A 24,437-nucleotide genomic window follows, 5' to 3' on the forward strand; every position below is an offset into this window, starting at 1 on the left:
TTGTTTTACCTAAAAATAGTTTGTTTTCTGTCTGGGCCAACAGATACAATTTTAATAGGGATTTCAAGTTCTTTTTCAAGAAAATCGATATAGTCGTTAAGGGCTTTTGGTAATTGTGAAGCTTCACTCATACTTGTTAAATCGGCTTTCCAACCTGCCATTTCAGAATAAATAGGCGATACATTCTCTTCTTCAATATTGTAAGGTAAATGTGTAATGGTTTCACCTTTGTAATTGTAAGCTGTACACACTTTTAATGTTTCGAACCCTGATAATACATCGGCTTTCATCATCATTAACTGTGTAACGCCATTTACTTGGCAAGCATATTTTAAGGCGACTAAATCTAACCAGCCACAACGTCTAGGGCGTCCTGTGGTAGCGCCAAATTCGTTACCAACTTTTGCCATGGTAGCACCGTCTTCATCGAATAATTCGGTAGGGAAAGGTCCCGAGCCTACACGTGTGGTATAAGCTTTAAAAATACCAAAAACATCGCCGATTTTATTAGGAGCAATACCTAAACCAGTACAAGCGCCAGCAGCTGTTGTGTTTGATGAGGTTACAAATGGATAGGTTCCAAAGTCGATATCTAGTAGAGATCCTTGAGCTCCTTCTGCAAGGATACTTTTTTCTGCTTTTTGTGCTTGAAAAACATATTCTTCGGAGTCAATAAACTGCAACGTTTTTAGTTGTTCTACACCTTCAAAAAACTCTGCTTCAAGCTCGTCTAAATCGTATTGAATGTCTACGTTGTAGAAATCTATCATGGCTTCGTGCTTATTGGCTAAAGCGCGGTATTTTTCTTTCCAGTCACTTATTTCTAAGTCGCCAACACGAATACCGTTTCTACCGGTTTTATCCATGTAAGTTGGGCCAATTCCTTTAAGGGTAGAGCCAATTTTAGCTTTTCCTTTAGAGGTTTCGCTAGCCGCATCTAAAAGTCTATGCGTTGGTAGAATAACGTGTGCTTTTCTAGAGATAAGTAGGTTTTTTTTGTAGTCTACACCTTGCTCACTTAACTTGTCTAACTCTTTTTTAAAGATAACAGGATCTATTACAACACCGTTTCCAACTAAATTAATAGCATCTTCATGAAAAATCCCTGATGGGATGGTATGAAGTACATGCTTCTTTCCATTAAAAACTAATGTGTGTCCTGCATTTGGGCCGCCTTGAAAACGGGCAATAATATTGTATTTGGAGGTAAGAACATCGACAATTTTACCTTTGCCTTCGTCTCCCCATTGTAATCCAAGTAGTAAATCTACCGCCATTATAGTATAAAGTTATGTTGTTTTTTTTCGGTTTCCGTAAAAGTAGAGTGAGTGATTTTTTATTTCGATATCGAAAACTTCTTCTATAGTTTTTTTAATAGATTGAATGCGTGGATCGCAAAATTCAATCACTTCGCCTGTATCGGTTAAAATAACATGATCGTGTTGTTTGTCGAAATAGGATTTTTCGTAATGCGCTTGGTTTTGACCAAATTGGTGTTTACGTACCAAGCCACATTCTAAAAGAAGTTCAATAGTGTTGTAAAGTGTCGCGCGACTAACACGATATTTTTTATTTTTCATTGTAATGTACAACGATTCTATATCGAAGTGTTCTTCGCTATCATAAATTTCTTGAAGAATAGCATAGCGCTCTGGTGTTTTACGATGCCCGTTCTCTTCTAGATAGGCTGTAAACACATTCTTTACAATTTCTTGGTTTTTTGTATCGGTTTTTACACTCATAATATGCTTGCAAAGTTACACTTATTTTTAAACTCTTGATACTTTATCGATACCATTAATTTTTTTCAGATTATCGATAACTTTATTGAGCATAGCACTATTCTTAACTACAACATTTATTTTCCCAGAGAAAATACCATCTTCACTTTCAAAGCTAATACTTTTCATGTTTACGTGCATGTTGGACGAAATAACTTCGGTAATTTTGTTAACTAAGCCCATATTGTCTATTCCAGAAAGTTTAATTTGTGTAGCAAACTCTTGTTGCGATGAGTCTACCCATTTAGCTGTCATAATTCGATAAGCGTAGTTGGATTGAAGACTTAATGCGTTTGGACAGTTTTTTTTATGCACTTTTAAGCCGTCGTTTATTGTTAAAAAGCCAAAAACGGGATCGCCAGGAATAGGGTTGCAGCAAGATGCTAGTTTGTAGTCTAGTTTTTGTTCGTCTTTGCCAAAAACTAATTGGTCGTATTTTGTTGTAATTTCATCTTTTTCTATGTCATCTTTTGAGACGCTAGGCTTACGAACAATTTTATTTTTTATATAGCTAACAAGTGCATTACTTCGAGAGGAAGCATATTCCTTAAGTTTACTATTGTCTATTTTACCTATGCCAACACGGTAAAATAAATCTAAGCTTGTTTTAAGTTTAAAGTGGTTAACAAGTTCGTTAACGGTTTTTTCGTTAAGCGTTATTTTAAGTTGTTTTAATTTACGTCTTAAAATTTCTTTGCCTTCTTCGGCGATTTCTTTTTTCTCTGCTTTTAAAAGTGATTTTATTTTGCTTCTAGCTCTTCCTGTAGTCGCATAATCTAACCAGTTGGTGTTAGGTTTTATCGATTCTGAAGTTAAAATTTCTACGCGGTCGCCACTTTTTAGAGTATGACTTAGCGGTACTAATTTACCATTTACTTTTGCACCACGAGTTTTCATACCGACTTCTGTGTGTATGCTAAAGGCAAAGTCTAAAGGTGTAGCGCCTTTGGGTAACGATTTTAAGTCGCCTTTTGGTGTGAAAACAAATATTTCTTTTGAATATAGGTTGAGTTTAAATTGCTCTACAAAATCTACAGCATTGGTTTCGGGATTTTCTAAGGCATCTTGAAGTCTAGAAATCCACATGTCTAAGTTATCGTCGTTATCGCTACCTTCTTTATACTTGTAGTGAGCTGCATAGCCTTTTTCGGCAATTTCGTTCATGCGTTCGCTACGAATTTGCACTTCTACCCAACGACTCTTAGGGCCAACTACTGTAATGTGAAGCGCTTCGTAACCAGTAGATTTTGGTGAGGAAATCCAGTCTCTTAGGCGCGTAGGGTTGGGTCTAAAGTGGTCTGTTACAATAGAATAAATTTTCCAAGCTAGGAATTTTTCATTTTTTACATCGCTTTTGTAAATAATTCTTACGGCAAATTTATCATAAACCTCATCGAAGCTTACACCTTGATTTAACATTTTTCGCCTGATGGAAAAGATGGATTTGGGTCTTCCTTTTATTTCGTAGTTAAGGTTTTCTTTGTCTAAAGCCTCTTTAATAGCGTTACTAAATGTTTCAATGTAGGCATCTTGTTCTTCCTTACTTTCTTTCATTTTGGTAAGGATGTCGTTGTAAACCTCGGGTTCGGTATATTTTAAGCCTAAATCTTCAAGTTCGGTTTTTATGTTGTATAGTCCAATCCTATGAGCTAGAGGTGCGTAAATATATAGGGTTTCGGAGGCTATTTTTACTTGCTTGTCTGCGCGCATGGAGTCCATGGTTTGCATGTTATGCAAGCGGTCGGCTATTTTTATAATGATTACTCTTACATCGTCATTTAATGTTAGGAGCATTTTCCTAAAGTTTTCGGCTTGTAGAGAGATGTCTCCCGATTTTTTTAAGGAAGAGATTTTTGTTAATCCATCTACTATACGCGCAACTGTTTCACCAAAAAGACGTTCAATATCAGCGAGTGAGTAGTCTTCGTTATCTTCAACAACATCATGTAATAAGGCTGCAGCTATTGATGTGGCGTCTAAACCGATTTCTTGGGCGACAATTTTAGCCACTGCTATAGGATGAAAAATATAGGCTTCTCCAGATTTACGACGTTGTTCTTTATGAGCATCTAAAGCGACATCAAACGCTTTTCTAATGAATTTTTTATCGTCATCTGATAAGGTGCGGTAGCTTACTTTAAGGAGTTCGCGGTAAGCTTTGGCAATGGCTGCATTTTCTTTTTCTATATCCAATTCTGTCATACAACTAAAATAGTATAAAGTAATTTAATGGACAATAGTGTTGCAAACAAAAATAACCAGCCTTTTTCGGACTGGTTATTTGATGGTTTTGGTGGTCTAGTTTTATTTTGTGGTAATTATAATAACGCCGTTTTTTCCCTTTTCACCATAGCTTTTAGTAGCTTTTTCTCCTTTAAGAACTGTCATGGATAGAATTTTTTTAGGTGCTATTTTTTCTACTTCTTCTGGAGTAGCTTCTTTGTTGTCTATAATGTAAAGTGGTTTTTTAGTGTCTCCAATTATTTGAATGTTTTTGTTAGGAGAATCACTTTCGAAGGCCCAAATCATTTCATCTTCTTCACTATCCTTAGTTTGATTTGTCTTCTTTTATAATGATGATTTCTTTTTCTTCATCTGTATTTGGAGAGTCTTCTTCGATAATTTCTATGATTTCAACTTCCTGTTCATCATCATTTTTGTCATTGCTTTTTAATTCAATAATTTTCTTCTCTTTGTTGGTGAATATAATGTCGTCGGCTTTTTTTACAATGATTTTCTTTTTAATGTTTTTGTCATCATCGGTTTTAACAATGAAGACTTTTTTATCATCGTCTTTGGTATTGAATTTTATATTATTGCCGTTTTTGTTTACAACAATTTTCTCTACTAAATTGGCATTTCCAATAGAAATGTTATCCCCATTGGTGTTGTATTTAATTTGAATGGGTTGTATTGGCGTGTTATTACTTATGCTGTAATTGGCATTGGCGTTATCTGATTTTATATCAATTTTTATAGCGATAATTTCACCTTTAGAATTTCTTTTAATGCCTTTAAATTTTGCTTTAAGACCGTTTTTTTCAAGTGTTGCTTTTAAGGTGTTAAAATCTGCCTCGGTAAAATCTTTGGTAATTATATGAGCTTCAATGTCTGTTGTAGTTTTGCCATTAAATACAATGGCACCTTCTTTTCCTATTTCACCGTATTTAGCTATGCTTTCTTTTTTACTTAACTGTGTGATTGAGCCTTTTGTTTTTAAGGAGGTGTTGTTTAAGTTTTCCTTTTTATAGGTTTTTCCATTAATCTCGTAAATAGGGTTTTTTCCATGAGATTCAGGTTTTTTGTTTTCTTTAAATTCTGATGTTGTTCCGTTACCAATAGCTATCGTGCTTTCATTGGGTTTTTCTGTGGTAACAATAACATTGGTCTTACTTGCGTTTAACGCTACCGAAAATGTTGCAATAGCATTTTTTGGACTTTTTTTACTTATAGTAATGTTTTTTGTAAAGGTGCTTTCGTCTTTACGTTTTGTCTGTAGTGATATGCGTTCAATAAGGTTGTTTTGGTTTCTTGCAATGTCTGAAAACTTTATGCTTATATTTTTTGAACTTAGTTGTTCTTCTATATTATTTAGCTCGCTATTTGTTGTGGCTGAACTAATGACGTGCGATTTTAAATTAGCGTCTTTTTTTATGTAAACTTTTTTAGTGTTAAAGCTCATTAAAAAGAGAGCTAACGCTGGAAGTATTAAGGTGTATTTCCAAGCTTTTAATTTACTTGACTTTGATTTGTGTAACATAACGATTCGTTTTTTGATTAATGAATTATAAAAATTATTGGTCATGACCAATTGATGATTGTTTGTTGTGCTTGTTTTTACCAAAAGCATTTGATAGCTTTTTTCGCAATTAGAACTGTCTTGCGCTTTTTTATCGGCAATAAACTCTAGGTTTTGCTTAATTTCTTTCTTGTATAGCCAGATAAATGGATTCCACCATAAAAGCACCGTTGCTATTTGAGCTATTATAACATCTATAGAATGTAATTGTTTAGCATGTACTTTTTCGTGGTTAATTATATGTTTAAGCTCGGTTTTGTTAAACTGTGTAGGGTTGTAGGCAATCCATCTAAAAAATGAAAAAGGAGGGATGTTTGCAGAAGTTGTAATATAAGTGTAGTTGCCCTTTATGTTTTTATCTGTTTTTGTTAAAACAGTAAACAGTGCCTTGAATTCCAATATGAGTTTTATGCCTAATGTGGCCAAACCAGTAAAGTATACCCAAGTTAAAATGTTAATAAGTGAAATGCCTTTCTCTGCTGTTTGTGGTGTAGCTGTATTTGTGATTAAAAAATTGGATGTGTCAATGGGTGTATATTCAATATAAATAGGAATAGATATAAAAGGAGTAATCACTGCGAATATTAATCCTGTTAATAAGAACCAACGATTGCTTTCAAAAAAAGTCTCTTGCTGAAGGAATATTTTATAGCACAAATAAAATAAGACGATTATGGCTGATGATTTTAATAAATATTCCATGGTTATTTTTTGTTTTCAATTAGCTCTATAATTTCTTTAAGCTCTTCAATGCTTATTTTCTCTTCTTTAGCAAAAAAAGAAACAACATTTTTATACGAGTTGTTAAAGTAGTTCGCAATAGCAGTATTCATAAACCTTTTTTTGTAGGCTTCTTTAGTAATAATAGGGTAGTATTGGTGAGTTTTTCCATAAGCATGGTAGGATACATAACCTTTATCTTCTAGGTTTCTAATAATAGTAGATAGCGTGTTGTAATGTGGTTTGTCTTCTTGTATTTCTGCGAGTACATCTTTAACAAAAGCTTTTTCAAGCTTCCATAAAATATGCATAATTTCTTCTTCCTTGTTTGTTAACTTTTGCATAATTGAACTTTATTGTGCTTACACAAACCTATAACTATTTTTGTAGTTATACAACTATGAATATAGTTTTTTAACGAAATTTTTAGTTTTTGTATTAAAACAAAACTTAATACTATCTTCGCGTTTTTAATTAAACGTAGAACTAATTAACGTTTTTAAGTGTAATTTATGAGTGTAGTTTGGGTTTTGTTAGGACTTATGCTTTTAGTTGTTGGTGGAGAATTTTTGGTGAGGTCTTCTGTGGCATTGTCATTTAAGTTGAAACTTTCAAAGCTGGTAATAGGAATGACAGTGGTGTCGTTTGCTACATCTGCCCCAGAATTGTTGGTGAGTGTACAAGCTGCTTTAGATGGATCGTCCGATATTTCTCTTGGCAATGTTATTGGTTCCAACATAGCTAATATAGGTTTGGTGTTAGGGATTACAGCTATAATTTCGCCGTTGCTTGTCGATCGTGATTTTTACCGCCTGAACTGGCCAATGATGATGATTTTGTCCTTGTTGCTTTATGTTTTTTTAAGTCAGGATAAACTTTTAAGTAGGATTGAAGGTGTCATTTTTATGGTGGCTTTAATTGTTTTTTTAATTGTGCTTATTAGGGATTCCAGAAAAAGTAATCATGTTGAAGTTGAAGATGTAGATGATGCACTTCAAAAAACATCTAATTTTAAAATTGTCGTCTGGTTATTAATTGGTGCAGCGTCCTTGTATTTTGGTAGTGAATGGTTAGTAAGTGGTGCAAAAGATTTAGCTACATCGGTTGGTATTAGTGAGTATGCTATTTCGGTTACTGTAATAGCTATTGGTACAAGTGTTCCAGAGTTGGCGGCTTCGGTAATTGCTGCTCTAAAAAAGGAAAAAGCTATTTCTCTTGGAAATTTAATAGGGTCTAACATATTTAATATTGCTTCAGTTTTAGGGATAACAGCTATTATTAAGCCAATTCAGGTAAATCCTAATACGCCAGAAATTTTATCGACAAACATTTTCTGGATGATTGGCTTTGCAGCTATATTAATTCCTTTAGTTTTTATTCCTAAACGGTTTGAGATTGGCCGATTAAAAGGGTTTTTAATTTTCGGTGCTTATCTAGTGTTTATAATGTTGTCTGTGTTATAAATAAAAAAGACCTGCCCAAAAAAAAGCAAGTCTTTTTATTATAAACAAAAACAGATGTTTTTTATACGTCTGCAGATTTAACAGTCTCAACAATTCGTCCTGCGATTTTGTATGGGTCGCCGTTAGATGCTGGTCTTCTGTCTTCCAGCCAGCCTTTCCAGCCTTTTTCAACTGTGATAATAGGAATTCTTATAGAGGCACCTCTATCTGAAATGCCATAGCTAAAGTCATCTATAGATGCCGTTTCGTGATCTCCAGTTAAACGCTCGTCGTTAAACTCTCCATAAACAGCAATATGTTCTTTAGTTACAGGTCTAAAGGCTTCACAAATTTTCATGTAAGTCTCTTTGTCACCACATTCTCTTAAGATAGAGTTAGAGAAGTTGGCATGCATACCAGACCCGTTCCAATCTCCTTTTACAGGTTTTGGATGGTATTCAATATAATAACCATATTTTTCGGTTAATCGATCTAGTAAGTATCGTGCAATCCAAATTTCATCGCCCGCCTTTTTTGCTCCTTTAGCAAAAAGTTGAAACTCCCATTGTCCTGAAGCAACTTCTTGATTGATGCCTTCAAAGTTTAAACCAGCCTCAATACATAAATCTGCATGTTCTTCAACAAAATCTCTACCGTGCGTATTTCTTCCACCAACAGAGCAGTAATACATACCTTGAGGTCCAGGATATCCACCTATAGGAAAGCCTAAAGGTAATTGTGTGTGTGTGTCCATAATGAAGTATTCTTGTTCAAAGCCAAACCAAAAATCGTTGTTGTCATCATTAATTGTAGCTCTTGCATTTGATTCGTGAGGTGTGCCATCAGCATTTAATACTTCTGTCATTACTAAGTAACCATTTTTTCTAGCAGGGTCAGGAAAAATAGCAACAGGTTTTAAAAGACAATCAGAAGAATTTCCTTCTGCTTGTTTTGTAGAACTGCCATCAAAAGACCAAATAGGGCAGTCTTCAAGTTTGCCACTAAAGTTTTCTTCAATTTTAGTTTTACTTCTCATGTTTTGAGTTGGGTAGTAGCCATCAAGCCAAATGTACTCAAGTTTAGATTTTGCCATTACGTTATTAGTTTTTTAATTATGGTGCAAATATATGTTATCAATTTTAAACCTTGTTTTTTTTAGGGTTATTTTTATTTAAAAAAAAGGATTTTTGAAATTTACCCTGTTTTTTATGGGGTGTTTTTGGTTTTTTGTGGTAAAATGTTTAAAAAAGCTTCAGGATTGTTAATAATATGAGACAGTTTTACTTTACTCTTTTTATAGACCGTAGTAATTTTGTTTTTATCAACATAAAAATCAATTTAAAATGTCTACACTTAGATTTCATGCTATTAAAGAATCCTTAAATAGAACACCTGTTCAAGTTGAGGAGCCTTCAAGACGATCAGAAGTTTTTGGAGAGAATGTGTTCAATGAGCCCGCTATGCGTCAATTTTTAACCAAAAAAGCATATGAAAGTGTTATGTCTGCTATTGAGAATGGCGCTAAAATAGATAGAGATGTTGCAGACCATATTTCAACAGGGATGAAAGAATGGGCAATTTTAAAAGGAGCAACCCATTACACACATTGGTTTCAGCCATTAACAGGAACAACAGCAGAAAAGCATGATGCATTTTTTGAGCCTATAGGGAATGGTAGAGCGATAGAACGATTTGGAGGAGGGCAATTAGTGCAACAAGAGCCAGATGCATCTAGTTTTCCTAATGGAGGGATAAGAAATACATTTGAGGCACGAGGATATACTGCCTGGGATCCAACATCGCCTGCTTTTATTTATGGAACTACATTATGTATTCCAACTGTTTTTGTGGCTTACACAGGTGAAGCTTTAGATTATAAAACACCTTTATTACGTGCGCTTCAAGCGGTAGATAATGCGGCAGTTGCTGTATGTAAATATTTTGATAAAAATGTTAAAAAAGTAAACGCCTCTTTAGGTTGGGAGCAAGAATACTTTTTAATAGATAGCGCTTTGGCGGCGTCAAGACCAGATATAACATTAACAGGTAGAACTTTGTTAGGTCATGCGGCGGCAAAAGGGCAGCAGTTAGACGATCATTATTTTGGGACTATTCCTAATCGCGCTATGGCTTTTATGCGTGATTTTGAAAATGAGTGTATCTTATTAGGAATACCTGTTAAAACGAGACATAATGAAGTAGCGCCAAACCAGTTTGAATTGGCGCCTATATATGAGGAGGCAAATTTAGCGGTAGATCATAATTCGTTATTGATGGATGTTATGAATCGTGTGGCTGAGAGACATAATTTTAAAGTTTTACTTCATGAGAAACCTTTTGCAGGTGTTAATGGTTCTGGAAAACATAACAATTGGAGTTTAGGTACAGATACTGGTGTAAATTTATTAAGCCCAGGAAAAACACCTATGAGTAACCTGCAATTTTTAACCTTTTTTATCAATACAATTAAAGCAGTTTGCGATAATGAAGAATTGTTGCGGGCAGCAATAGCTTCGGCAAGTAATGATCATAGACTGGGAGCAAACGAAGCGCCACCAGCTATTATATCAGTATTTATAGGTGAGCAGTTAACAGGTGTTTTACAGGAATTGGAAAATGTAACCTCAGGAAAATTGTCACCTAAAGAAAAGACCGATTTAAAGTTAAATGTTGTTGGGAAGATTCCAGAAATACTTCTAGATAATACTGATAGAAACCGTACGTCGCCATTTGCATTTACTGGAAATAAGTTTGAGTTTAGAGCAGTTGGTTCTTGGGCAAATTGTGCTAATCCAATGACCGTATTAAACACTATTGTGGCAAAACAATTAAAAAACTTTAAAGTAGAAGTTGATAAGTTAATCGACACCAAAAAACTTAAAAAAGACGAAGCTGTATTTAATGTTTTAAGAGAGTATATAAAAGCTTCTAAAAGTATTCTGTTTGAAGGTAATGGCTATGGCGAAGCTTGGGAGAAAGAAGCCAAAAAACGAGGGTTGAGTAATAACAAAACAACTCCAGAAGCTCTAAAAGTAAAGGTTAGCGACAAGGTGATTAATCTCTTTGAGGAAATGGGGGTTATGAATGCTGTAGAGTCCAAAGCACGTTACGAAATAGAAATGGAAGAATATGTTTTGCGTATTCAAATTGAAGGTCGTGTTTTAGGTGATATAGCTAGAAATCATGTTGTTCCAACTACCGTGCGTTATCAAAATATTTTAATAGACAATGTTAAAGGGTTAAAAGAAATATATGGAGCTAATTATAAGAAGTTCGCAAAAGAACAATTAAGTTTAATCGAGGATATTTCTCAGCGTCTAGAGGTTATAAATTCAACCATAACCAAAATGATTGACGAGCGTAAAAAAGCAAATAAAATGACAGATATTGAAAAGAAAGCAAAAGCTTACTGTCATAAGGTGAAACCACTTTTCTCGGACATTAGATACCATTGCGATAAGTTAGAGCTTTTGGTTGATGACGAGTTGTGGCCATTAACCAAATACAGAGAGTTACTTTTTACAAAATAGCCTAAGGTTTTGTGTGCTTAAGTGTCGTTTATCTTGTAATAGACGTATGTTAACGAAAAAAGTGTTAAATGTATATTTCTAAGGCTGGTTTTTAGTATTTTAGTACTGCTATTAATCAATATTATATTAAACATGAAACGGCTCTTAATTAGTGTCCTTTTATTGATGATTGCTACATTTATTTTTTCGCAGTCAGATGATGAAAAAGAATCAAAGCAACAAGATATCGTCATGAAAGTACCAAGTAAATAGAACGAGTACCTCCTTAATCTAAATAGATAAAGAAAACAGAAACCTTTTTAGCTATTGCAATTTTGTAAAAGTTATTAAGGTTTTTTTTGTGTATTATATTGAGGTTTAAATAGTTTGATTTTGTAGTTTTAAATAAAAAATATATTAATCTTAATGCCTATTAATAAAAATCTTAAAGTCTTAACCTTAATTGTTTTTGGATGGAGTTTTATTACTGCTTTTTCTCAGGAAGCAAATTCTAGCTATTTCAAAAAAGAAAACTTCTTTATTTATAGAGGGAATAATGTTTTAGAAGGTGGATTAGGAACTTCGGTTATTAATGGAGATTATTCTAATCCCATGTTTGAAATTTATTTTAAAGCCGGATATAAGCGCTATATCATTCCATATGTTAATGTAAATGTGTCTTACCATAAATTTAATCTCGCGGCAAAAAATATTTATAATGAAGGGTTTATGTCTTTTGATGTTAATTTGGAGGCTACGTTAATGCCTTATGATAAATTTTCGCCACATATATATGTTGGAGGAGGAATTCATGCATCAAACTATTTTAATCAAACAGATCCTAAAGCACAAGCCGGTATAGCTTTGGAGTATATTTTTTCTGATAATATTGGGTTGAAAATATTTTCCGATTATAATCATGTTTTTTCCGATTTAGTGGATGGTTTAGCATATGGAAAGTCAAACGATGTTTACTGGCGTTTAGGCTTTGGTGTAAATTACTATTTTGGTAGAAAACGTGTAAAACATTCTAATCAGCCTACAATAATTAATTCAAACCCAATAATAGACAATAAATAAATTACAATTATTACTTTTGCATTTCAAACCCATCCTATGAGTAAAGAAATAAGCAAAAGATATGCTCAAAGAGGTGTTTCTGCCTCAAAAGAAGATGTACATAACGCTATCAAGAATATAGATAAAGGGTTGTTCCCTAAAGCCTTTTGTAAAATTGTACCAGATTACTTAACAAATAACGAGGATTATTGTTTGGTCATGCATGCCGATGGTGCAGGAACAAAAAGTTCTTTAGCCTACATGTATTGGAAAGAAACAGGAGATATTTCTGTGTGGAAAGGTATTGCGCAAGATGCATTAATAATGAATATTGATGATTTATTGTGTGTTGGAGCAACAGATAATATTATGTTATCGTCAACTATTGGACGCAATAAAAATGTTATTCCAGGAGACGTTATTTCGGCTATTATTAATGGCACAGAAGAGCTTATTTCCGAATTAAAAAACTTTGGTGTAACCATTCACTCCACAGGTGGCGAAACTGCAGATGTTGGTGATTTGGTTAGAACAATTATCGTAGATTCCACGGTAACGGCAAGAGTAAAAAGAGATCAAGTTATCGATAATGCCAATATTCAAGCAGGTGATGTTATTGTTGGGCTAGAATCGTTTGGGCAGGCAACATACGAAACATCGTACAATGGCGGTATGGGAAGTAATGGGTTAACATCGGCACGTCACGATGTTTTTCATGAGTATTTAGCAGAAAAATTTCCTGAGAGTTTTGATAGCTCGGTTCCTGAAGATTTAGTGTACTCTGGAAATGTAAAACTAACCGATTCTGTAGAGAATTCACCAATAGATGCAGGTAAGCTTGTATTGTCTCCAACAAGAACGTATGCTCCCATAATTAAAAAAATCCTTGATCATTATGATAGTAAGGATGTGCATGGCATGGTACATTGTAGTGGTGGCGCACAAACTAAGATTCTTCATTTTGTAGATAATTTACATATTGTTAAAGATAATATGTTTAGTATTCCACCGTTGTTTAAGCTAATTCAAGAGCAATCTAAAACAGATTGGAAAGAAATGTATCAGGTGTTTAATTGTGGTCATAGAATGGAGTTGTATGTAAATAAAGAGATTGCGAATGATATTATTGCAATATCAAAAAGTTTTAATGTCGATGCTAAAATTATAGGTCGTGTTGAAGCTTCTCCAGAGAAGAGACTAACTATTAAAAGTGAGTTTGGAACGTTCGAATATTAATAATTTATAATACTTTTTAAAATGAGAGTCTTGTTTTGTTTAGTGGTTCTGTTTGTGTCTAATTTATGCATGGCTCAACCAGATTCTTTATTTTTTTATGTAAATGACGATGTAAAGTTGCCAACAAAAGGGACTTGGGAGCAGACTAACAAAGCTGGTTTAGATATAAGTGAGGTGGCTTTTGTTAACTGGAATGCTGGTGGTAGTAACTCTATTTCTGCGTTGTTAAGTTTCCAAAGTCAGCTAAAATATCAATTCAGACACTTTTTTTGGAACACTAATTTGCTCACGCGCTACGGAATAAATAAACAGCAAGAACAAAAAATGCGTAAAACAGATGATATTATAGATATTAGCTCTGTTGTAGGGTATCGAAAAGATACGCTAACCAATTGGTATTATTCTGCACGATTTAATTTTAAATCGCAGTTTACTAATGGTTATAATTACCCCGATAAAAATAAGGCTATTTCAAGGTTTATGGCACCAGGATACTTGTTTTTGGGAGGTGGTGTCGAGTACGGGAAAAATATTGATGAATTTTCTAGTTACTTTTCTCCGTTAACATTAAAAGCGACCTTTGTTTTAGATGAAGAGTTGGCGAATTTAGGCTCATTTGGAGTGCGGCCAGCAGAATATGATAGCGAAGGCAATTTAATTCGTGAAGGAGAAAAAGTAAGAAAAGAAATAGGTGTGTTGCTTACAAATGCCTATGAAGCTCAGTTATTCGAAAATATTTCAGTAAAACATTTTGTAAGCTTCTACACAGATTACCTAAACAACTTTGGTAACATTGATGTTGATTGGCAGGTAAACTTTGATTTTAAAGTAAATGACTTCGTAAGAGCGACATTAGGATCGCATTTAAGATATGACGATGACACTAAAGTTTTAGTCGAAACTGATGTAGAAGGCGAGTACGAAGAAGAAGGTGCAACCGTACAATGGAAACAGCTACTTGGTGTAGGTGTTGTAGTCGATTTTTAAAATTCATATTAAACAATATACATTTTAGTTAGTTTTAAAAAATTGTCAACTTTTTATTGTTGATAAATTTTTAACGCGCTGATTTATAGTGGTGTTGTTGGTTTTTCCTGATAACTTCATGACTTTTGTTATTTTTTAAGTTGGTAATTTTTGCTATGTTCACACCAAGTTTTAATCCAGCAAAAATCACAAAATCATTATGAGTATCAATACGGTTGAAAAACCAAAATCCACCTATACACAAGACCAAGCTTTCGAAGCTTCCTTAAAATACTTTGAAGGAGACGATCTAGCGGCACGCGTTTGGGTAAATAAATATGCTTTAAAAGATTCTCAAGGACATATTTACGAACGCACACCAGACGATATGCATAAACGTATTGCTAAGGAAATTGCGCGAATAGAAAAGCGTTATCCTAACCCAATGTCAGAAGATCACGTATTCAATCTTATTAAGAATTTTAAGTATATCGTCCCTCAAGGAAGTCCTATGGCAGGCATAGGTAATCCTTATCAAATTGTATCCTTATCAAATTGTTTTGTTATAGGTAACGAAGGGGCTTCAGACTCCTATGGTGGCATTATGAAAATAGATCAGGAACAAGTACAGCTAATGAAGCGTCGAGGCGGTGTTGGTCATGATTTATCACATATCAGACCTAGAGGTAGCGAAGTGAAAAATTCCGCCTTAACATCAACAGGAATTGTACCGTTTATGGAGCGTTATTCAAATTCAACTCGTGAAGTTGCTCAAGATGGTAGGCGAGGTGCTTTAATGTTATCGGTGTCTATAAATCATCCCGATGCCGAAGATTTTATAGATGCTAAAATGGAGCAGGGGAAGGTTACTGGGGCTAATGTATCGGTAAAAATAGATGATGGCTTTATGCAGGCAGTAAAAGATGATACTAATTACATACAAAAATATCCCATATTTAGCCATAATCCTAAGTATTCAAAAGACATAAAAGCTCAAAAGTTATGGAAAAAAATTGTTCATAATGCCTGGAAATCTGCTGAGCCTGGAATTCTATTTTGGGATACCATAACCAGAGAATCGGTGCCAGATTGTTATGCCGATTTAGGTTATAAAACAATTTCCACCAATCCGTGTGGAGAAATTCCTTTGTGTCCTTACGATTCTTGTCGATTATTAGCAATAAATCTCTTTTCGTATGTAGAAAATCCTTTTACAGATCAAGCGACTTTCAATTTTGAATTATTTAAAGAGCATATTGCCTATGCACAGCGTATCATGGATGATATTATAGATTTAGAACTGGAAAAGATAGATGCTATTATTAAAAAAATAGACGCCGATCCAGAATCGGATGAAATAAAAGCAACCGAGCGTAATTTATGGGTAAATATTAGAACCAAAGCCGAAGAAGGAAGACGAACAGGAATTGGTATCACGGCAGAAGGCGATATGTTAGCAGCGCTAGGAATTCGTTATGGATCTAAAGAAGGAAATGCGTTTTCTGTTGAGGTTCATAAAACGATGGCTATTGCAGCTTACAAGGCATCGGTTTATACAGCTAAAGAGCGAGGAGCTTTTTCAATTTTTGATATTGAGCGTGAGAAGAACAATCCGTTTATTCAGCGTTTAAAAGAAGCTGATGAGCAATTATATAACGACATGGTAAAATATGGAAGACGTAATATAGCGTTATTAACTATTGCGCCAACAGGAACAACAAGTTTAATGACACAAACAAGTTCCGGTATAGAGCCTGTTTTTCTGCCTGTTTACAAAAGACGTCGAAAAGTAAATCCTAATGATAAGAATGTGCGTGTAGATTTCGTAGATGAGGTTGGCGATTCTTGGGAAGAATATGTAGTGTTCCACCATAGGTTTAAACAGTGGATGGAAGTCAATAACATTAAAGTTGATGATAATTGTTCTCAGGAAGAATTAGATGCTATTGTAAAGCAATCGCCCTATTATAAAGCTACGTCGAATGATGTAGATTGGTTAAGTAAAGTAAGTATGCAAGGCGCTGTTCAAAAATGGGTAGATCATTCCATAAGTGTAACGATTAATCTGCCTAACGATGTGTCTGAAGATTTAGTTGGAAACTTATATTTAAAAGCTTGGGAAGTGGGCTGTAAAGGCGTGACAGTGTATCGAGATGGTTCGCGTTCTGGCGTATTGATTTCTAATGATGATAAAGAACAAGACACCGAATCCTTAACAAACTTTCCTACAAAACGCCCACAAATATTAGAAGCCGATGTGGTTAGATTCCAGAATAATAAAGAAAAGTGGATTGCTTTTATAGGTAAAATTGATGGTAAACCTTATGAAATTTTTACTGGTTTAGCCGATGATGAAGATGGTATTCTAATACCAAGATGGGTGACAGAAGGATTAATTATTAAAAATAGAAATGAAGACGGAACATCTCGTTACGATTTTCAGTATAAAAATAAGCGCGGTTATAAAACAACTATCGAAGGTTTGTCTCATAAATTCAATCCTGAATACTGGAATTACGCAAAGCTAATTTCTAGTACGTTAAGACATGGTATGCCAATAGATAAGGTTGTGGATTTAATTAACAGTTTGCAATTAGATAGCGCTTCTATTAATACCTGGAAAAATGGTGTTGTTCGCGCTTTAAAACGCTTTGTTGAAGATGGTACAAAAGCTAAAGGAAAATGCTCCAATTGTAATTCTGATAAGTTAATCTATCAAGAAGGGTGTTTAACGTGTCAAGATTGTGGTTCATCCAAATGTGGATAAGTAAATTTTATAAAAAGAGTGCTGTAAAGTGCTCTTTTTTTTTGCTTAAATGAATTCTTTAATTAGTACAAAGGATAGTAGCGACACTATTAAGTCTAAAAAATAAATAAAGCTAAAAAACTTAAATTCAGAAATATCTAATCTTTTGTAAATCATAAGCTTATGATTGAGGTTGTTTTCTTTTTCCTTAATTGTAAACCATAAAAATAGCACCATAAGCAACTTGATTAGAGCGATAGATGTAACTTCTGGAGATATTACGGTAATAAAAATAGTTACTCCAAAAGACCAAGTTATTAAGCTTCTATAAAATATTAATATGGCGCCTAAGTGTTGTGTCATGAAAGAGTAAACGGTTTTTTTAGAAAAATATTTTGGTGTTTGTAAGTCTTAATCTTATACTTGGTTACAAGCAATTCATAAATTATCGTATTTTTGCTCAACTAATTTAAAAAGGTAGATGTTAGAGAAGTTAGAAATAGTAAAGCAACGTTTTGACGAGGTTAGCGATTTAATTATCCAACCAGATATTATCGCAGATCAAAAACGTTACATTCAGTTAAATAAAGAATACAAAGATTTAAAAGTTCTAGTTGATAAGCGAGAAGAATACAAAATGGTATTAGATCGCATACAGGAGGCCGAAGAAATTATTGAAGATGGCAGTGATGAAGAAATGGTTGAAATGGCTAAAATGCAGCTAGAAGAAGCCAAGGAAAAAATTCCGCCACTAGAAGATGAAATTCGCTTCTTATTAATCCCGAAAGATCCAGAAGATTCTAAAAATGCTGTTGTAGAGCTGCGTGCTGGTACAGGAGGTGACGAAGCAAGTATTTTTGCGGGAGATTTATTCAGAATGTATACCAAATACTGCGAAAGTAAAGGATGGAAAGTAAGTACCGTAGATTTTAGTGAAGGCACCAATGGCGGCTTTAAAGAAATTCAATTTGAAGTAGAAGGCGATGACGTATACGGAACATTAAAATTTGAAGCTGGTGTACATCGTGTACAACGTGTGCCACAAACAGAAACGCAAGGCCGTGTACATACAAGTGCGGCAACCTGTATGGTATTTCCAGAAGCCGAAGAGTTTGATGTTGAAATCGATCCTAAAGATGTCCGTATCGATTATTTCTGTTCTTCTGGTCCAGGAGGGCAATCGGTTAACACAACCTACTCAGCTGTGCGTTTAACGCATGAGCCAACAGGTTTGGTAGCGCAATGTCAAGACCAAAAATCACAACATAAAAATAAAGAGAAAGCCTTTAAAGTGTTACGTTCTCGTTTATACGATTTAGAATTGGCTAAAAAGCAAGAGGAAGAAGCAGCTAAACGTGGTAGTATGGTAACCTCTGGTGATAGAAGTGCAAAAATTAGAACATATAACTATCCGCAAGGTCGTGTAACAGATCATAGAATAAACTTAACGTTATATGATTTGCAAAATATTATAAACGGCGATATTCAAAAAATTATAGATGAATTGCAGTTAGCCGAAAACACCGAAAAGTTAAAAGCTAGCGACGAAACTATTTAATTAATAAGCCTCATTTTGGGGCTTTTTTTATAACATGACAACACAACAACTTACTCACCAAATTAAAACAAAAAAATCCTTTCTGTGTATTGGATTAGATGTTGATTTAGATAAAATACCAAACTATCTTTTAAACGAAGAAGATCCTATATTTGCTTTTAATAAAGCTATTATAGATGCCACACACCATTTGGCAGTAGCGTATAAGCCAAACACAGCATTTTACGAAGCTTATGGGTTAAAAGGGTGGAAATCATTAGAAAAAACGATTCATTATTTAAATAAAAATTATCCAGAACTGTATACTATTGCTGATGCCAAGCGTGGCGATATAGGTAATACCAGTAAAATGTATGCTAAGGCATTTCTGGAAGACTTAGGTTTTGATAGTGTAACTGTGGCGCCTTATATGGGAAAAGATTCGGTAGAGCCTTTTTTAAGTTTTCAAGACAAACATGCTATTCTTTTGGCGCTAACCTCAAATCAAGGCGCATTCGATTTTCAAACGCTTAATGTTAATAACCAGGAATTATATAAACAAGTTCTCGAGACCTCTAAAACTTGGGATAACGCCGAAAATTTAATGTATGTAGTTGGTGCTACAAAAGCAGAATACTTAAAGGAAATTAGAAAGATTGTCCCTGAAAGCTTTTTATTGGTGCCTGGAGTTGGTGCGCAAGGAGGAAGTTTAAAAGAGGTGTGTAAATATGGAATGACCAAAAATGTTGGGTTGTTAATTAATTCTTCTAGAGGGATTATTTATGCATCTAAAGAGCAGGATTTCGCCCAGGCTGCAGCAATAAAGGCTGAAGAACTTCAACAGCAAATGGAAGCCATTTTAACCCATGCAAGTTAAAGACCAATTGCATAGAACGCTTGTTTTTCAAGATGTGCCTAAACGCATTGTGTCGTTGGTGCCAAGTTTAACAGAGCTATTGTGCGATCTTGGTTTAAAAAAACAATTGGTTGGTGTTACTAAGTTTTGTGTTCATCCTAAAACGATAAGAGAGGATACATTAATTGTTGGCGGAACAAAACAAGTGCATTTCGATAAAATAAAAGCGTTACAGCCCGATATAATTCTTTGCAATAAAGAAGAAAATACACAAGATATAGTTGAACAGTGTTCTCAAATAGCGCCAGTTCATGTTAGCGATATTTATACTGTTACCGATTGCTTAGCGCTGATTAAAATGTATGGAAGCATATTTGATGTTAAAAAAGAAGCAGCGGCATTGGTGACTTCAATTTCTAACGAGCAAAAATCATTTCAAAATTTTATAGTGGATAAGCCGGTTCTTAAGGTGGGTTATTTTATTTGGAGTTCGCCGTGGATGGTTGCAGGTAACCATACATTTATAAACTATTTACTGGAACAAAATAACTTTAAAAATGTATTTGTTTCTTCATCGCGTTATCCAGAGATTTGTTTAAACAATGAAAAGTTAAAGGCGGCTGATGTTATCATGCTCTCGAGCGAACCTTATCCGTTTAAAAAAGAGCATAAAGAAACCTTAGAAAAACAATTTCCAAATACTAAAGTAGTGTTAGTAGATGGCGAAATGTTTTCTTGGTATGGTTCTAGACTTAAAAAAGCATTTCCTTATTTTAAGTGTTTGCATAAAAACGACTTACAATAATTTAACATAGCCTTTTCTAGAGAATAGGCTTAGCTATACAGTTATCGTTAAAGCTTACTGTTCTTGAAATGGCGTAAGCTGTTTCTGGGAAATTTTCAGAAAAAGTCTTAGTGTCTTTAGTGGTCTTGTTTTTGGTAGGATTGGGTGTTGTTTTTCCTACTTTGCAAAATTGTTTTCTCATACGTAATTATTTGTTTTTAATGTGTATTCTTAATTACGTAATAATTAATGGGTTAGATGTAATCTAAAGGTTAAAATTATTATAAAAAACTATAAAGCGGGTTTTTTAATAAACTCCCTATCTAAATATTTAAGTTTATTTAGCTTATTTAAGAGTTTTATGGCTTTATATTCTGTAAAATCGCTTTCGGCTGAATCGGTTTGTCTTAAATTATAAGCTTGTTCAATTAGCTGTTTGTATTGCTGTTGAAGTTTACTTTGCTTGCTTTTTATTTTGGCTAGTTTTTTCATAGTTGAAGAAGTTGTTCTATAAATATATTTAATTTTTTGAAATACAGCAAGTTATATTTTCGTGTAAAATAAAAAAAATCGGCTCTTATAGAACCGATTTTTCAACTAACTAACTTGTACTAATCCAAATTTTTCAGAATGAAGTAGATATTCCTTTGTTTGAAATACAGTGCAAATATCAGATTTAATCCGCACTCCAATGTTATGTAAATATTAGGTTTAGATTAAGGTAGATTAAATATTTTATAATCTGATAATTAATGAGTTAAGTTTTTTAAGTAAAGAATAAATGCTATAAACAAGATGTTGTTAATCTTGTAAAGCAAATACTTTCCTTAGCAAATCTGTTGTGCGTGAAGATACTTTGTTTCTTATTTCAAGCTCTTCAACAGCAATCATTTTATACACGCCATTTAAGGCTTCACTAGTAACATAATCTGTTAAATCAGGATTTACATTATTGGTAAAAGGAATACTGTTGTACTTATTTATTAAGTTGGTCCAAATTTGGTCGGCACCAACTTTAGAAAAGGAGTTGTTGATAACAGGGTGGAACTTACTGTAAAGTTCTGTTTGTGTTTTGGAGGTTAAATATTGTGTAGCAGCATCGTCGTTACCAAGTAAAATGTTTTTTGCATCTGTAAAAGTGATGTCTTTTACAGCATTAACAAAAATAGGTGTGGCCTCTTTTACGGCATCTTCAGCAGCACGATTTAGGGCTTTTATACCTTCGTCTGCTAAATTGTCTAAACCAATGTCTCGTAGGCCTTTTTCAACTTTCTTTAATTCTTCAGGTAGTATAATTTTTACTAATTCGTTTTTGTAGAACCCATCTTTTTGAGTAAGCTTAGTAACTTGTTCGTCAATACCTTTGTCTAAAGCTTCTCTTAATCCAGAGGCAATATCGTCGTTACTTAAACCTACAGTAGTTGTGTCGGGTAATTGCTCTACAACTTCTTGTAGTTCGGCACAATTAAAAAAAGAAATCATTAAGAAAATGGCAAGGACTTTACGGTACATAATTTGTTTTTTTTTGAGAGGATAAAGATAGTTTTTTATTTTAAAAATAACGGACTCTAATTTAATTGCAGATGTTGTTTTTGGTAAAAAATAGATGTAAAATCATATTTTAGCACAATAATTGCTTTAATAGTCTTGTTACTTTGTAAATATGAATATAAAATCGATTTATTTTAGCGTAATAGCCGTTTTGGTTTTTTCTGTTGGATTTTCGCAAGTTGAAATATCTCAAAAAATACAAGACTCTAAAATAGCTCAGTCTAGTGAAAATAAGCTTTACTTTATAGATTTCTGGGCTACTTGGTGCGGTCCATGCGTTTATGCTAACGAGTATTTAACCGTATTACAAAAACAATTTTCAAATGATTTTTATGTGGTGTCTTTATCTGAAGAAAATTCTGCGATAATTGAAAAGCATTTAAAAAAACATCCTTCAGAATTAGCAGTTTTTTCAGATTTTAATAGTCAAACTATGAAAAAATTTGGTGTACAGTTTTTGCCTTATGGTGTGTTAATTAATGCTTATGGAAATAAACTTTGGGAAGGTAGTCCTACAGATTTTAAGCCTAATGATTTGCAGCGATTTTTAAGGCGTTCCAATATTAGAGGTAATGTGGATGATGTTTTTATTGTAAAGAATAATAATCTCTCCGAGTCATCTATTCAAGATTACAAACCAACAAAACCTATCGAGATTAAGAGGTTAAATACTGTAGATAATCTATCGCTCGAGGTTTCTAAAGAAGATAGTTACGTTAAGTTAGAAGGTAATTTACAGGAGGTTTTAAGTTATTTGTTAAAAACGCATGCTTCGCAATTGTATTTAAGCAAAGACGATAATGCTTCGTATCAGATTTATGTACATACTTCAGTGCTAGAACATGCTTTTGATGAAGTTCTTGAAGAATTAGGTTTAGTTGCGGAGACGTTAACTAAAGAAAAGGAATGTTTGGTTATGGATTTTAAGAATGCTCAACTTTGGAATACGCATCAAATAGATTGGGGGGAAGATGCTGAAAGTTTTTTAATTGGCGATACAGAAATTCAAGCTAATGATGTTTATTTAGATGATGTGAAATTTCGTTTGTCTTTGGTATTAGATTTGCCAATAAAATATATCAACATTAAAGATTTTAATACTTCTTTACACGATTGGCAAATTCATTACAAGTACTATAGTTTAATGGAGCAAAACCTTTTGGATGTTTATGGGATTAACATTGAGAAGAAAAACGATGAAATAACAACTTACCATATAAAAAAAGCACCTAAATAAATAGGTGCCTTTTTTGAATAAATTAATAGTACTTATGTTTAGTTATTATTGATAACTCTAAATTCTGTTCTACGGTTTTTGCGGTGTTCAGCTTCAGAACAATCTACCCCATTAGAACAACGATTTGTTAATCTAGTTTCTCCAAAACCTTTAGCCGTCATTCTGCTTCTTGAAAAGCCTTTTCCAACTAAGTAATTAACAACAGCGTTAGCACGTTGTTGAGAAAGAGACATGTTAAAACTATCGTTTCCTCTAGAATCTGTATGTGCCATGATTTCAATGTTTACATTAGAATCTGTTAATATTGGCACCAATGTTTCGTCGATTACTTTCTTAGAAGCAGGTGTTAATCTGGCGCTACCTAGTTCGTAGAAAATAGGAAGTACAGTAGGAGTTAATAATTCGCAATCAACCTCTTCCCAAGTTGTAATGCCACCTTTTTTATCAAGAACTGTTCTTGTAACTGTTTCAGATTTAGCAGGAATAGTAACGCTTGTTGTGGTGGCTGGTTGGTCAACAACACGTTTTGTAATGGTTGCGTATTCTGCAGGAATTTCAATTTCGTCAACTCTAGCAGGTGTTTTAATTACTTGCTTTTTATAAGTTGTTGTTTGTTCTGCAACAGGGACGTCTTCTGTATTTGCGTCTTTAGTTAATGTTGTAAAAGGGACATCTCTATACTGTGCTGGATATTCTACAAAACAAGCAGCAACACAATCTTCTTTGTTTACGGATGGGCAATCTTCAAGAATTTTGTATTCCCAACCAGAGGTTTTTGGATAAACCTCAAACGTTCTAGAGTCTTTTCCAAAAGATGCTGGAACTACAGTAAGATCAGTTCTGCCAGCTTTTTTCACATACGATACTTCAACAGTTTCATATGTAGCGGGAACATATACAAACTTTTTTGTTGCTTCTTTTACTAAAACGCGCTCTTCAACAGTTTTGTAGGTTGCGGGAACAACTTCTAATTTATTATAGGCTGGATAAACCTCAATAGTTTCAGTTACTTCTTTAAACTCGTCTTTTGTAATACATTTTACATAGCATTTTCCTGGATCTGGATTATCAGGTAATCCTTGAGCAAATATGCTACCAGAAATGAAGAGTGATAGAGTTAAAAATAATAGATTTCTCATGTGTTAAAATTAATTTGGTTAATAAATAAAATTAAACTTCTTTTTTTTTGTCTATTAGTTTAGACACAGTATTCT

The 24,437-nt window shown here is 33.8% G+C and carries 22 protein-coding genes; 10 read left to right on the forward strand and 12 right to left on the reverse strand.

Translation table 11 applies throughout. From position 1 onward, the window contains the following. Positions 1 to 5: 5 nt before the first annotated feature. The 6 genes from R3L15_RS02840 to R3L15_RS02865 all read right to left on the reverse strand — a co-directional run bounded on the left by R3L15_RS02840 (position 6) and on the right by R3L15_RS02865 (position 6,644). The gene (locus R3L15_RS02840; protein WP_338733114.1) at positions 6 to 1,277 is read right to left on the reverse strand and encodes an adenylosuccinate synthase; all 1,272 of its coding nucleotides are present in this window, start codon (positions 1,275 to 1,277) and stop codon (positions 6 to 8) included. A gap of 12 nt (positions 1,278 to 1,289) precedes the next feature. Continuing rightward, positions 1,290 to 1,742: a transcriptional repressor gene (locus R3L15_RS02845; RefSeq protein WP_338733115.1), complete on the reverse strand. Its 453-nt coding sequence runs from the start codon at positions 1,740 to 1,742 to the stop codon at positions 1,290 to 1,292. Positions 1,743 to 1,769: 27 nt separating this feature from the next. Then, positions 1,770 to 3,983 carry a RelA/SpoT family protein gene (locus R3L15_RS02850; RefSeq protein ID WP_338733116.1) on the reverse strand — a complete coding sequence of 738 codons (2,214 nt, stop codon included), beginning with the start codon at positions 3,981 to 3,983 and terminating at the stop codon, positions 1,770 to 1,772. A 102-nt stretch (positions 3,984 to 4,085) separates the two neighbouring features. Then, complete coding sequence (locus R3L15_RS02855) at positions 4,086 to 4,310, reverse strand: hypothetical protein (RefSeq protein ID WP_338733118.1); 225 nt, start codon at positions 4,308 to 4,310, stop codon at positions 4,086 to 4,088. Positions 4,311 to 4,329: 19 nt separating this feature from the next. Beyond that, entirely contained in the window at positions 4,330 to 6,282 is a 1,953-nt protein-coding gene (locus R3L15_RS02860) for a M56 family metallopeptidase (RefSeq protein ID WP_338733119.1), read from the reverse strand. A 2-nt stretch (positions 6,283 to 6,284) separates the two neighbouring features. Further along, complete coding sequence (locus R3L15_RS02865; RefSeq protein WP_338733120.1) at positions 6,285 to 6,644, reverse strand: BlaI/MecI/CopY family transcriptional regulator; 360 nt, start codon at positions 6,642 to 6,644, stop codon at positions 6,285 to 6,287. A 168-nt stretch (positions 6,645 to 6,812) separates the two neighbouring features. Here R3L15_RS02865 and R3L15_RS02870 point away from each other — a divergent pair, with 168 nt between their 5' ends. Further along, positions 6,813 to 7,763 carry a calcium/sodium antiporter gene (locus R3L15_RS02870; protein WP_338733121.1) on the forward strand — a complete coding sequence of 317 codons (951 nt, stop codon included), beginning with the start codon at positions 6,813 to 6,815 and terminating at the stop codon, positions 7,761 to 7,763. Positions 7,764 to 7,824: 61 nt separating this feature from the next. Here R3L15_RS02870 and R3L15_RS02875 read toward each other — a convergent pair whose 3' ends face one another. After that, the gene (locus R3L15_RS02875; RefSeq protein ID WP_338733122.1) at positions 7,825 to 8,835 is read right to left on the reverse strand and encodes a glutamine synthetase beta-grasp domain-containing protein; all 1,011 of its coding nucleotides are present in this window, start codon (positions 8,833 to 8,835) and stop codon (positions 7,825 to 7,827) included. 250 nt (positions 8,836 to 9,085) lie between these two features. Between R3L15_RS02875 and R3L15_RS02880 the strand changes: the two genes are divergently transcribed. The 5 genes from R3L15_RS02880 to R3L15_RS02900 all read left to right on the forward strand — a co-directional run bounded on the left by R3L15_RS02880 (position 9,086) and on the right by R3L15_RS02900 (position 17,279). Further along, positions 9,086 to 11,272 carry a glutamine synthetase III gene (locus tag R3L15_RS02880; protein WP_338733123.1) on the forward strand — a complete coding sequence of 729 codons (2,187 nt, stop codon included), beginning with the start codon at positions 9,086 to 9,088 and terminating at the stop codon, positions 11,270 to 11,272. Positions 11,273 to 11,677: 405 nt separating this feature from the next. Then, on the forward strand, positions 11,678 to 12,331 hold the full coding sequence (locus tag R3L15_RS02885; protein WP_338733124.1) for a Curli production assembly/transport component CsgG: 654 nt from the start codon (positions 11,678 to 11,680) through the stop codon (positions 12,329 to 12,331). 36 nt (positions 12,332 to 12,367) lie between these two features. Continuing rightward, positions 12,368 to 13,546, forward strand: a complete 1,179-nt coding sequence (locus tag R3L15_RS02890; protein ID WP_338733125.1) for an AIR synthase related protein — start codon at positions 12,368 to 12,370, stop codon at positions 13,544 to 13,546. A gap of 69 nt (positions 13,547 to 13,615) precedes the next feature. Continuing rightward, a complete protein-coding gene (locus R3L15_RS02895; protein WP_338733126.1) occupies positions 13,616 to 14,533 on the forward strand; it encodes a DUF3078 domain-containing protein in 918 nt (305 codons plus the stop codon). 199 nt (positions 14,534 to 14,732) lie between these two features. Next, positions 14,733 to 17,279, forward strand: a complete 2,547-nt coding sequence (locus R3L15_RS02900) for an adenosylcobalamin-dependent ribonucleoside-diphosphate reductase (protein ID WP_338733127.1) — start codon at positions 14,733 to 14,735, stop codon at positions 17,277 to 17,279. 45 nt (positions 17,280 to 17,324) lie between these two features. On the opposite strand, the gene R3L15_RS02905 is transcribed toward R3L15_RS02900, so the two are convergent. After that, positions 17,325 to 17,621, reverse strand: a complete 297-nt coding sequence (locus R3L15_RS02905) for a hypothetical protein (RefSeq protein ID WP_338733128.1) — start codon at positions 17,619 to 17,621, stop codon at positions 17,325 to 17,327. A 118-nt stretch (positions 17,622 to 17,739) separates the two neighbouring features. Between R3L15_RS02905 and prfA the strand changes: the two genes are divergently transcribed. The 3 genes from prfA to R3L15_RS02920 are packed head-to-tail and all read left to right on the forward strand — an operon-like array spanning position 17,740 to position 20,456. Beyond that, positions 17,740 to 18,816, forward strand: coding sequence for a peptide chain release factor 1 (prfA, locus tag R3L15_RS02910; protein WP_338733129.1), 1,077 nt, complete (start codon positions 17,740 to 17,742; stop codon positions 18,814 to 18,816). Positions 18,817 to 18,850: 34 nt separating this feature from the next. Further along, positions 18,851 to 19,672, forward strand: coding sequence for an orotidine-5'-phosphate decarboxylase (gene pyrF, locus R3L15_RS02915; protein WP_338733130.1), 822 nt, complete (start codon positions 18,851 to 18,853; stop codon positions 19,670 to 19,672). Then, positions 19,662 to 20,456, forward strand: coding sequence for a helical backbone metal receptor (locus R3L15_RS02920; RefSeq protein WP_338733131.1), 795 nt, complete (start codon positions 19,662 to 19,664; stop codon positions 20,454 to 20,456). The genes pyrF and R3L15_RS02920 overlap by 11 nt, the downstream gene beginning before the upstream one ends. A gap of 16 nt (positions 20,457 to 20,472) precedes the next feature. Here R3L15_RS02920 and R3L15_RS02925 read toward each other — a convergent pair whose 3' ends face one another. The 3 genes from R3L15_RS02925 to R3L15_RS02935 all read right to left on the reverse strand — a co-directional run bounded on the left by R3L15_RS02925 (position 20,473) and on the right by R3L15_RS02935 (position 21,947). Then, the gene (locus R3L15_RS02925; RefSeq protein WP_338733132.1) at positions 20,473 to 20,637 is read right to left on the reverse strand and encodes a hypothetical protein; all 165 of its coding nucleotides are present in this window, start codon (positions 20,635 to 20,637) and stop codon (positions 20,473 to 20,475) included. 89 nt (positions 20,638 to 20,726) lie between these two features. Next, a complete protein-coding gene (locus R3L15_RS02930) occupies positions 20,727 to 20,927 on the reverse strand; it encodes a Lacal_2735 family protein (protein ID WP_338733133.1) in 201 nt (66 codons plus the stop codon). A gap of 309 nt (positions 20,928 to 21,236) precedes the next feature. Beyond that, positions 21,237 to 21,947 carry a DUF4197 domain-containing protein gene (locus tag R3L15_RS02935; protein ID WP_338733134.1) on the reverse strand — a complete coding sequence of 237 codons (711 nt, stop codon included), beginning with the start codon at positions 21,945 to 21,947 and terminating at the stop codon, positions 21,237 to 21,239. A gap of 151 nt (positions 21,948 to 22,098) precedes the next feature. On the opposite strand from R3L15_RS02935, the gene R3L15_RS02940 reads away from it, so the two are divergent. After that, positions 22,099 to 23,223 carry a TlpA disulfide reductase family protein gene (locus R3L15_RS02940; RefSeq protein ID WP_338733135.1) on the forward strand — a complete coding sequence of 375 codons (1,125 nt, stop codon included), beginning with the start codon at positions 22,099 to 22,101 and terminating at the stop codon, positions 23,221 to 23,223. A gap of 38 nt (positions 23,224 to 23,261) precedes the next feature. On the opposite strand, the gene R3L15_RS02945 is transcribed toward R3L15_RS02940, so the two are convergent. Beyond that, on the reverse strand, positions 23,262 to 24,362 hold the full coding sequence (locus R3L15_RS02945) for an OmpA family protein (protein ID WP_338733136.1): 1,101 nt from the start codon (positions 24,360 to 24,362) through the stop codon (positions 23,262 to 23,264). Positions 24,363 to 24,437: the final 75 nt, after the last annotated feature.

The sequence above is a fragment of the Mangrovimonas cancribranchiae genome (assembly GCF_037126245.1).
Lineage (GTDB): Bacteria > Bacteroidota > Bacteroidia > Flavobacteriales > Flavobacteriaceae > Mangrovimonas > Mangrovimonas cancribranchiae.

Excerpts from the sequence above, each read along its gene's own strand:
- R3L15_RS02930 (WP_338733133.1), bottom strand. The coding sequence starts at position 20,927 with ATGAAAAAACTAGCCAAAATAAAAAGCAAGCAAAGTAAACTTCAACAG.
- R3L15_RS02855 (WP_338733118.1), bottom strand. The coding sequence starts at position 4,310 with ATGATTTGGGCCTTCGAAAGTGATTCTCCTAACAAAAACATTCAAATA.
- R3L15_RS02945 (WP_338733136.1), bottom strand. The coding sequence starts at position 24,362 with ATGAGAAATCTATTATTTTTAACTCTATCACTCTTCATTTCTGGTAGC.
- prfA (WP_338733129.1), top strand. The coding sequence starts at position 17,740 with ATGTTAGAGAAGTTAGAAATAGTAAAGCAACGTTTTGACGAGGTTAGC.
- R3L15_RS02905 (WP_338733128.1), bottom strand. The coding sequence starts at position 17,621 with ATGACACAACACTTAGGCGCCATATTAATATTTTATAGAAGCTTAATA.
- R3L15_RS02840 (WP_338733114.1), bottom strand. The coding sequence starts at position 1,277 with ATGGCGGTAGATTTACTACTTGGATTACAATGGGGAGACGAAGGCAAA.
- R3L15_RS02850 (WP_338733116.1), bottom strand. The coding sequence starts at position 3,983 with ATGACAGAATTGGATATAGAAAAAGAAAATGCAGCCATTGCCAAAGCT.
- R3L15_RS02880 (WP_338733123.1), top strand. The coding sequence starts at position 9,086 with ATGTCTACACTTAGATTTCATGCTATTAAAGAATCCTTAAATAGAACA.
- R3L15_RS02875 (WP_338733122.1), bottom strand. The coding sequence starts at position 8,835 with ATGGCAAAATCTAAACTTGAGTACATTTGGCTTGATGGCTACTACCCA.
- pyrF (WP_338733130.1), top strand. The coding sequence starts at position 18,851 with ATGACAACACAACAACTTACTCACCAAATTAAAACAAAAAAATCCTTT.
- R3L15_RS02935 (WP_338733134.1), bottom strand. The coding sequence starts at position 21,947 with ATGTACCGTAAAGTCCTTGCCATTTTCTTAATGATTTCTTTTTTTAAT.
- R3L15_RS02890 (WP_338733125.1), top strand. The coding sequence starts at position 12,368 with ATGAGTAAAGAAATAAGCAAAAGATATGCTCAAAGAGGTGTTTCTGCC.
- R3L15_RS02925 (WP_338733132.1), bottom strand. The coding sequence starts at position 20,637 with ATGAGAAAACAATTTTGCAAAGTAGGAAAAACAACACCCAATCCTACC.
- R3L15_RS02940 (WP_338733135.1), top strand. The coding sequence starts at position 22,099 with ATGAATATAAAATCGATTTATTTTAGCGTAATAGCCGTTTTGGTTTTT.
- R3L15_RS02860 (WP_338733119.1), bottom strand. The coding sequence starts at position 6,282 with ATGGAATATTTATTAAAATCATCAGCCATAATCGTCTTATTTTATTTG.
- R3L15_RS02845 (WP_338733115.1), bottom strand. The coding sequence starts at position 1,742 with ATGAGTGTAAAAACCGATACAAAAAACCAAGAAATTGTAAAGAATGTG.
- R3L15_RS02870 (WP_338733121.1), top strand. The coding sequence starts at position 6,813 with ATGAGTGTAGTTTGGGTTTTGTTAGGACTTATGCTTTTAGTTGTTGGT.
- R3L15_RS02895 (WP_338733126.1), top strand. The coding sequence starts at position 13,616 with ATGGCTCAACCAGATTCTTTATTTTTTTATGTAAATGACGATGTAAAG.
- R3L15_RS02865 (WP_338733120.1), bottom strand. The coding sequence starts at position 6,644 with ATGCAAAAGTTAACAAACAAGGAAGAAGAAATTATGCATATTTTATGG.
- R3L15_RS02885 (WP_338733124.1), top strand. The coding sequence starts at position 11,678 with ATGCCTATTAATAAAAATCTTAAAGTCTTAACCTTAATTGTTTTTGGA.
- R3L15_RS02900 (WP_338733127.1), top strand. The coding sequence starts at position 14,733 with ATGAGTATCAATACGGTTGAAAAACCAAAATCCACCTATACACAAGAC.
- R3L15_RS02920 (WP_338733131.1), top strand. The coding sequence starts at position 19,662 with ATGCAAGTTAAAGACCAATTGCATAGAACGCTTGTTTTTCAAGATGTG.